Source organism: Catenibacterium sp. AM22-6LB (genome assembly GCF_003435615.1).
GTDB classification, from domain to species: domain Bacteria; phylum Bacillota_I; class Bacilli_A; order Erysipelotrichales; family Coprobacillaceae; genus Catenibacterium; species Catenibacterium mitsuoka_A.
In genome coordinates, this window is the sequence record NZ_QTUM01000078.1 from 1 (window position 1) to 8,074 (window position 8,074).

The window sequence follows — 8,074 nt, forward strand, 5'->3', positions numbered from 1 at the left end:
CTCCCGGACTGCCTGTCTATAATACCCAATATCTGCTCGTTTGTAAAGTGTTTTTTGAAGAAAATTCAAAAAAATTATTTTTCTTATTTTATATCCTGTTTTTGTGCCTGAATATTATAAAAAGCATGCATTATGGGTTGCATGCTTTACAAGGAATATAGCCTTCATTTTGTGCTTCCTGTGAAGAACTGAAGTAAACTTTATTCTTATCACTAATCGTTTTTACATACTGACAATCTTCAGTATGATACTTCTTAGTATTTCTAGATCCTATATATTGTGTTGTTTGAGTAGTCGTGATTTCTTCTTTACCATTAAAGGTCAATTTATTCTTCTTAGAAACACAACGGATTGTACCCAATTCATCCGTACGATAAACCTGCATATTATATCTAGAGAATCTCTGTAATGTTTCCTTATGAGGATGACCATACATATTGTCTTTACCACAAGACACTACGACATAACTTGCCTTCATTCTAGATAATAGATTATCGCTGTTTGAATAAGCTGAACCATGATGACCTGCTTGGAATACATCACATTGTACATTGTTTAGTTTCTTTTCCATTGATTCTGCAGCATCACCAGTAAAGACAAAACGATGATAACCATCATCATATCTCATACATAAAGATGAGTCATTATTGTTTTGTGCCCCTTCACCTACACCAATAAATTCAATAGAGCCTGCACCTACCTGAAAGATATCTCCTACCTTAGGCACAGTAATTTTCTTTTTCTTCTCTTTAATCGCATTTAATAGTTTCATATATGTATAAGAAGAAGAGGTTCTACTAGACATATATATCTTTTTTACATTTAACTGATAAATAATATTCTTTGCATCATTTATATGATCCGCATCACAATGCGTTAAGATTAATGCATCAAGTGTATTGATATAGTGTTCCTTTAAATAATTCAAGCTGGCATTTTCGTATCCATCACCATGTCCAGCATCAATAAGAACTGTTTGGTTATTATTTTGAATAAGTGTTGAATCTCCCTGCCCTACATTAATATAAGTGACTTGAGATTTGATATTGTTTGATACTTCTTTCTTCGGTGTAGAAGTTGTACTACAACCCGTGATAAGTACCATTGATAAGAATATACTAAATAACTTCTTCATAAATTCCTCCTGTCACTCATTATAGACAACTATTTTTCTTCTACAAGAAAAAAGACAGGAAATCCTGCCTTTAACGGACACCGCCGCCTCCACCACCGGAGAAGCCGCCTCCACCACCACTAAATGATGATGAACCACCTTGTCCTGCACTTGCAGCTGAAGAAGCTGCACTCATACTATTATGTGCAAATGTATGTGTATAGTAGTAAATTGGAAAATTATTGTAAGTTGATGTTTCTTCATAACGAGGAATCGCAACCTTCAATTGTTTTTCTACACGATCCGCAATACCAAGTACTGCTGCAAAGATGAGATATTCATCCCAAAGTTTAACTTCAATGGCAGCTTTTTCTTTCATATTGTCTTCATCCTCAAGGAAGTTATTAAATCCCCATACATAAAGACATTGATCATACGCTTTATCTGTCCATACTGTACGATCATGTGGAATATTCCAGAATAATAAGCGTTTATAAATAGTTTTAGTTTTCGCATAACCATTCTTATTCATAGAATCTTCTGTGACATTATCCACTTTAGTGAACCAATCATCTATCTTCTTATAATGTTTGCTGCACCATTTCTGAAATGCTTTTGTTTGAAGAACACCATCTTTAGACGCATGAATAAACATCTTATAAAGTGCTGTTTCCTGCTTGTTCTCAAACTTTGCATCTACATCAAGATACATATCATAATTCTTTTTCTTGACGATTGCGCCGCTTTCCTTTTCTCTAATTGTGATTATACCATCACGTACCCATTTCAAGATAAATCCAGATACAAGGTTTTCACGACTCTCACCAACACCTATAATATCCAGTTTTTTAGCTAGATAATAGAACAAGAATATATCTTTATTACATGGAATTTCTCTAAATGGAGTTACTTCTTTACCTTTAATTGTACGTCCATTCTCAAATACAACACCTGAATCCGAGAATACAATAGCAGCAGCTATAATAACGACAACCATTACAATCACAAAGATGATGAAGATAAAGATCATAATCTTCGCTGCTTTTGACATGCCACCAGAATAACTAGATCCTTCTTTTGCATCCTTCACAACATCTTCAAACTTTTCACTTGCATGACGTTTATTAGGTGATGTATAAGAATTACTTTCAAGACCCATTAATAACTGCATCTTATTACTGCCTAAAGAGTCTGTTTTTAAAGTAACACCACCATTATCAAAATGCACACTACCTGAATAACCAAATGCCCAGATTTTTGCATTCTCTTTACTATAGGGTGTCATACCTGTCACATGAATTGTGACATCTGCAACATCTAATGACATATCACTAATAAAAGCATAGTTAATACCCTGCTGGTCCTTATACTGATTCACAAAATGCTCAATCTGGTAAACCATTGTATAAGAACGTGTCCCATAATCACCTAAACCAAAGCACAACTCATAGTGACCACCATCTTTAATCAGACCACATTTATTAATCTTAGATTCTCTAGAAACATCAGAATCCCATGTACCGATATTTTTGTATGTTACCCCACGATCATCAGTGACACCAATAAGTGTCAACGGCTGATCATTCATACCATTGAATATTTTGTATCCTTCTGTCCCTTCCGATACATCCATATCCCATTTCTCTACAAATGTTGCTGTACCATTTTGATCAATTTGGCAGGTAATGCCAATATTGTTTACTTTTGTGCTTGATGCATCAACTGCCGTTGGCATTAACAGCAACAATACTGTAAGAAATGATAATAAGCGTTTCATTAGAATTGTACCTTTGGTACTTCTTTAGATGCTTCATCCACTTCAAAGAAGTTCATCTTTTCAAAGTGGAACATTGAAGCAATGATATTAGAAGGGAACATTTCTAACTTATTCACATACTGTTTAACATCATCATTATAGAACTGTCTTGCATAACTGATCTTATCTTCAGTTTCCTTTAAATCATTCTGTAAAGACATGAAGTTTGTATTAGCCTTTAAATCAGGATAACTTTCCTGAAGCATCATTAAACGACTTAATGATCTTTCTAATTCACCAGCATTCTTAAGCTGTTCTTCTGGTGTAGAAGCAGTTACATAACTGTTTCTTGCGCGAATAGCTCCTTCAACTGTTTCCTTTTCATGCTTTGCATAACCTTTTACAGTTTCTACAATATTAGGAATCATATCTGCACGTCTTTTTAATTGAACATCAATCTGTGCCCATGCAGCAAGGCACTTATTTTTAGACTTAACAAGTCCATTGTATGTTGCGATTGCATATAAAACAATTAATACAATCACCACTACCGCAATAATCATAATTACGTCCTCCTTTGTATATGCATAATTATATCAACAAAAACATATGAAACATAGAAAAAAAGGCTATGATGCAAAATCATAGCCTTAAAGTGTTTACTTTAATTTTGTAATATCAACTAATGAAGTTGGACCCTGATGTCTCTTTTCTAGACAGTTGATTAATGCCTGTGCTGTATCTAATGATGTATAGATAGGGATACCTGCTTCAACTGCAAATCTTCTGATTAAGAAACCGTCCTTTAAGTTATCGTTTCTTGTAGGAATATCGATAACTAAGTCAACAGTATCAGTTAACATTAAGTCAAAGATTGTGTTAGACTTTTCCGCAATTCTGTTAACTCTATGAACTGGTACATCATGTTCCTTTAAGAAGTTATAAGTACCTTCTGTTGAATAAAGGTCATATCCAAACATATAGAACTGCTTAGCGATTGGTAAGAATTCTTCTTTAGAGCTGTCCTTGATTGTACAGATGATATTCTTCTTCTTTGGTAAGTTGATACCTGTTCCAATGAATGCCTTATAGATTGCTTCATCAAATGTCTTTGCGATACCTAATACTTCACCTGTAGATTTCATTTCTGGGCCAAGTGAAATTTCAGCACCCTTGATCTTTTCAAATGAGAAGACTGGCATCTTAACTGCAACAGTTTCTTTTTCTGGCTGTAAGCCATATTCATAACCCTGATCTTTGATTGAATGACCCATGATAACCTTAGTTGCAACATCTACTACTGGAATATCTGTTACCTTTGAGATATATGGAATTGTACGAGAAGATCTTGGGTTTACTTCGATTACATAAACTTCATCTTCATATACGATGAACTGGATGTTGATTAATCCAATAACGTGTAATGCTTTTGCTAAGCGCTGAGTGTAGTCACAGATAACCGCCTTGATTTCAGGCTTGATCTTCTGTGGTGGATATACTGAGATACTATCACCAGAGTGAACACCAGCTCTTTCAACGTGTTCCATAACACCAGGAATAAGTACGCCGTTTTCATCACATACAGCATCTACTTCTACTTCCTTACCTGATAAGTACTTATCGATAAGAATTGGATGTTCCTGGAACTGACGGTTGATGATCTTCATGAACTTCTTGATATCACCATCATTTAAGGCGATTTCCATACCTGCACCACCTAATACATATGATGGACGTACAAGTACTGGGTAACCTAATTTATTTGCAACTTCTAATGCTTCATCTACAGTAAATACTGTTGCCCCTCTAGGACGATCGATTTTACATTTTTCTAACACTTCATCAAAACGTTCTCTGTCTTCTGCAGCATCTACGCTATCAGCTGAAGTACCAAGGATAGGAACTCCCATATCCATTAAGTCCTGAGTTAACTTGATTGCTGTCTGACCACCAAACTGAACGATTGCGCCATCTGGTTTTTCAAGTTCAACAATGCTCTGAACATCTTCCTGAGTAAGTGGTTCGAAGTATAATCTATCAGCGATATCGAAGTCAGTAGAAACTGTTTCTGGGTTGTTGTTGACGATGATTGTTTCATAGCCAGCAGCTCTTAATGCCCATACACAATGTACTGAACAGTAGTCGAATTCGATACCCTGTCCGATACGGATTGGTCCTGAACCTAATACCATAACCTTCTTACGAGTGTTATCTGGTTTAATTTCATGTTCTCCACCATATACTGAATAGAAATATGGAGTTTCAGCATCAAATTCTGCAGCACAAGTATCAACTGTCTTGAATGCAGCAGTGATATTGTTTTCTAAACGATAATCATGAATTTCATTCTTATCTTTACCAGTTAAGTCTGCAATAACTCTATCTGGGAATTCAACTCTCTTAGCAGCCTTTAATAATTCTGGAGTTAATTCTTCTGTCTTTAATTTATTTTCGATTTCTACAAGATGTTTGATCTTATCAATAAACCATGAATCAATCTTAGTGATATTATGGATTTCTTCTTCAGTGATGCCCTGTCTTAATGCTTCAGCTACTGCGAAGATTCTCTGGTCATCTACATCTTTTAATTTAGTTCTTAAGTATTCTGTGTCTTTACCTTCCATTTCAGGAATTGATAAATAGAATACATTCTGTTCAAGTGAACGTAATGCCTTCATTAAAGCACCTTCGAAGTTATTACAGATTGCCATAACTTCACCAGTTGCCTTCATCTGTGTACCAAGTTTTCTTGATGCACCATAGAACTTATCGAATGGCCATTTAGGAATCTTACATACGATATAGTCTAATGTTGGTTCATAAGAAGCATATGTCTTACCTGTTACAGCGTTCACGATTTCATCAAGTGAGTAACCTAATGCAATCTTAGCAGCTAACTTCGCAATAGGGTAACCAGTTGCTTTAGAAGCTAAAGCTGAAGAACGACTGACACGTGGGTTAACTTCGATAACACAATATTCAAAAGAATTTGGGTTTAATGCGAACTGTACGTTACATCCACCCTTGATATTTAATGCAGTGATGATGTTTAAAGCAGAGCTTCTTAACATCTGATATTCTTTATCACCTAAAGTCTGAGAAGGAGCTACTACGATAGAGTCACCAGTATGAACACCTACTGGGTCAACGTTTTCCATATTACATACTGTAATACAGTTACCATTGCCATCTCTCATTACTTCGTATTCGATTTCCTTCCAACCGGCAATACATCTTTCAATTAAGCACTGAGATACACGTGATAATCTTAAACCATTAGTACAGATATCATGTAATTCTTCAGGAGTTTCAGCAATACCTCCACCAGTACCACCAAGTGTATATGCTGGTCTTACTACTACTGGGTAACCAATCTTTTCAGCAAATTCTAATGCATCATCTACATGGTTAACAACTGTTGAAGCAGCCACTGGTTCGTGGATTCTTTCCATTAATTCCTTAAATTCAAGACGGTCTTCTGCAAGCTTGATTGTAGTTGTATTAGTACCGATAGTACGTACGTTATGTGCTTCTAAGAAACCTTCATCATCAAGTGCCATAGCAATATTTAAGGCATTCTGACCACCAAGAGTTGGTAAGATTGAATCTGGTTTTTCTTTTAAGATTAAGTTTTTAACAACAGGAACTGTTAAAGGTTCAATATAAACATGATCTGCAATATCCTTATCAGTCATGATTGTTGCAGGGTTAGAGTTAATAAGAACGACTTCAATTCCTTCTTCTTTTAATGCACGACAAGCCTGAGTACCTGCATAGTCGAATTCAGCTGCCTGTCCAATAATAATTGGTCCTGATCCAATAACAAGAACCTTTTTTATATCTTTATTCTTAGGCATTCTACTTTCCCTCCATCATCTTAATAAACTCATCAAATAAATATTCAGTATCTCTAGGTCCAGCATTTGCTTCTGGGTGGAACTGAACAGTTTTGATATTCTTGTTTAAATATTCAACACCTTCAATAGTGCCATCATTTACATTTCTAAACCAAGCCTTAGCCACTGCAGGATCAATTGAATCATCCTTGATAACATAGTTATGGTTCTGTGTAGAGATGTAAACACGGTTAGTGTCTAAATCCTTAACTGGATGGTTTGCACCATGATGTCCATATTTTAATTTTTCTGTCTTGAAGCCATGAGCAAGCGCCATTAACTGATGTCCAAGACAAATTGCGAAAATTGGCATACCGCTTTCTGATAATTTCTTCACTTCTGCGATAATATCAGTTACTTCAGCTGGGTCACCAGGACCGTTACTTAACATAATACCATCAAAGTTACCTTCTAATACTTCAGAAGCAGGTGTAGTAGCTGGGAATACTGTTACTTCACAGTTTCTCTTTGCTAATTCATTCGCAATATTGCGCTTAGCACCAAAGTCATATAAAGCAACTTTCATTCTGCCTGTACCTACAGTATGTTTTTCTTTACATGTACATGCTTTTACAACACCCTGTACCTTGAATGCTTTAATCTTGTCGATGACTTCGCTTACTTCATACTTATGAGTAGTGATCATACCATTCATACAACCATCATTACGAAGTAACTTAGTAAGTGCACGTGTGTCAATTCCCTGGATACCTGGGATATGATTACGTACTAAATAATCATTTAAATCTTCATTCTTTCTAAAGTTAGATCCTAAACGTGATAATTCGTTTACTACAAATCCTTCAACATATGGGTGTTCAGATTCCTGATCTTCTAAACATACACCATAGTTACCAATAAGTGGGTAAGTCATTACAACACTCTGACCTGCATAAGATGGGTCTGTCAACACTTCTACATAACCAGTCATTGAAGTATTGAAGACAAATTCGCTTATGACTTCTTTTTCATATCCAAAGCTTTCCCCTTCAAACACATGTCCGTCTTCTAAAATTAAATAAGCTTTCATAGTCAACCTCCTCAATTATGAAAAAGACATATCACCAATAGATGATATGTCCTTAAAATAAGAAATCTAAAAAATGAAAATAAGAACCCTTAGGAAACACGTTTGCGAAAACTGAAGTTGTCATAATTGTGTTTGCGTTCATATTCTCACTCCTTCTGTTGTAGTATAAACGATATTAAGATTGTAAGCAAGCAAAAAATGAATACTCAAAAATTTTTTTATTTTACCTCAATTGTAAAATGAAACTGGAATTAAGGAATTGGGATAAAGGGGCATGC

Annotated in this window: 5 protein-coding genes; all 5 read right to left on the reverse strand. The window is 35.3% G+C overall.

Translation table 11 applies throughout. From position 1 onward, the window contains the following. Positions 1-130: 130 nt before the first annotated feature. Entirely contained in the window at positions 131-1,135 is a 1,005-nt protein-coding gene (locus tag DW269_RS11655; RefSeq protein WP_117460098.1) for a ComEC/Rec2 family competence protein, read from the reverse strand. A 70-nt stretch (positions 1,136-1,205) separates the two neighbouring features. Then, complete coding sequence (locus tag DW269_RS11660; RefSeq protein WP_117460100.1) at positions 1,206-2,891, reverse strand: DUF2207 domain-containing protein; 1,686 nt, start codon at positions 2,889-2,891, stop codon at positions 1,206-1,208. After that, on the reverse strand, positions 2,891-3,433 hold the full coding sequence (locus DW269_RS11665; RefSeq protein WP_199410107.1) for a LemA family protein: 543 nt from the start codon (positions 3,431-3,433) through the stop codon (positions 2,891-2,893). Before DW269_RS11665 ends, DW269_RS11660 begins: the two co-directional genes overlap by 1 nt. A 96-nt stretch (positions 3,434-3,529) precedes the next feature. Next, the gene (carB, locus tag DW269_RS11670) at positions 3,530-6,727 is read right to left on the reverse strand and encodes a carbamoyl-phosphate synthase large subunit (RefSeq protein ID WP_117460104.1); all 3,198 of its coding nucleotides are present in this window, start codon (positions 6,725-6,727) and stop codon (positions 3,530-3,532) included. 1 nt (position 6,728) lies between these two features. Further along, entirely contained in the window at positions 6,729-7,796 is a 1,068-nt protein-coding gene (locus DW269_RS11675; RefSeq protein ID WP_006504821.1) for a carbamoyl phosphate synthase small subunit, read from the reverse strand. Positions 7,797-8,074 lie beyond the last annotated feature (278 nt).

Excerpts from the sequence above, each read along its gene's own strand:
- DW269_RS11655 (WP_117460098.1), bottom strand. The coding sequence starts at position 1,135 with ATGAAGAAGTTATTTAGTATATTCTTATCAATGGTACTTATCACGGGT.
- DW269_RS11660 (WP_117460100.1), bottom strand. The coding sequence starts at position 2,891 with ATGAAACGCTTATTATCATTTCTTACAGTATTGTTGCTGTTAATGCCA.
- DW269_RS11665 (WP_199410107.1), bottom strand. The coding sequence starts at position 3,433 with ATGATTATTGCGGTAGTGGTGATTGTATTAATTGTTTTATATGCAATC.
- carB (WP_117460104.1), bottom strand. The coding sequence starts at position 6,727 with ATGCCTAAGAATAAAGATATAAAAAAGGTTCTTGTTATTGGATCAGGA.
- DW269_RS11675 (WP_006504821.1), bottom strand. The coding sequence starts at position 7,796 with ATGAAAGCTTATTTAATTTTAGAAGACGGACATGTGTTTGAAGGGGAA.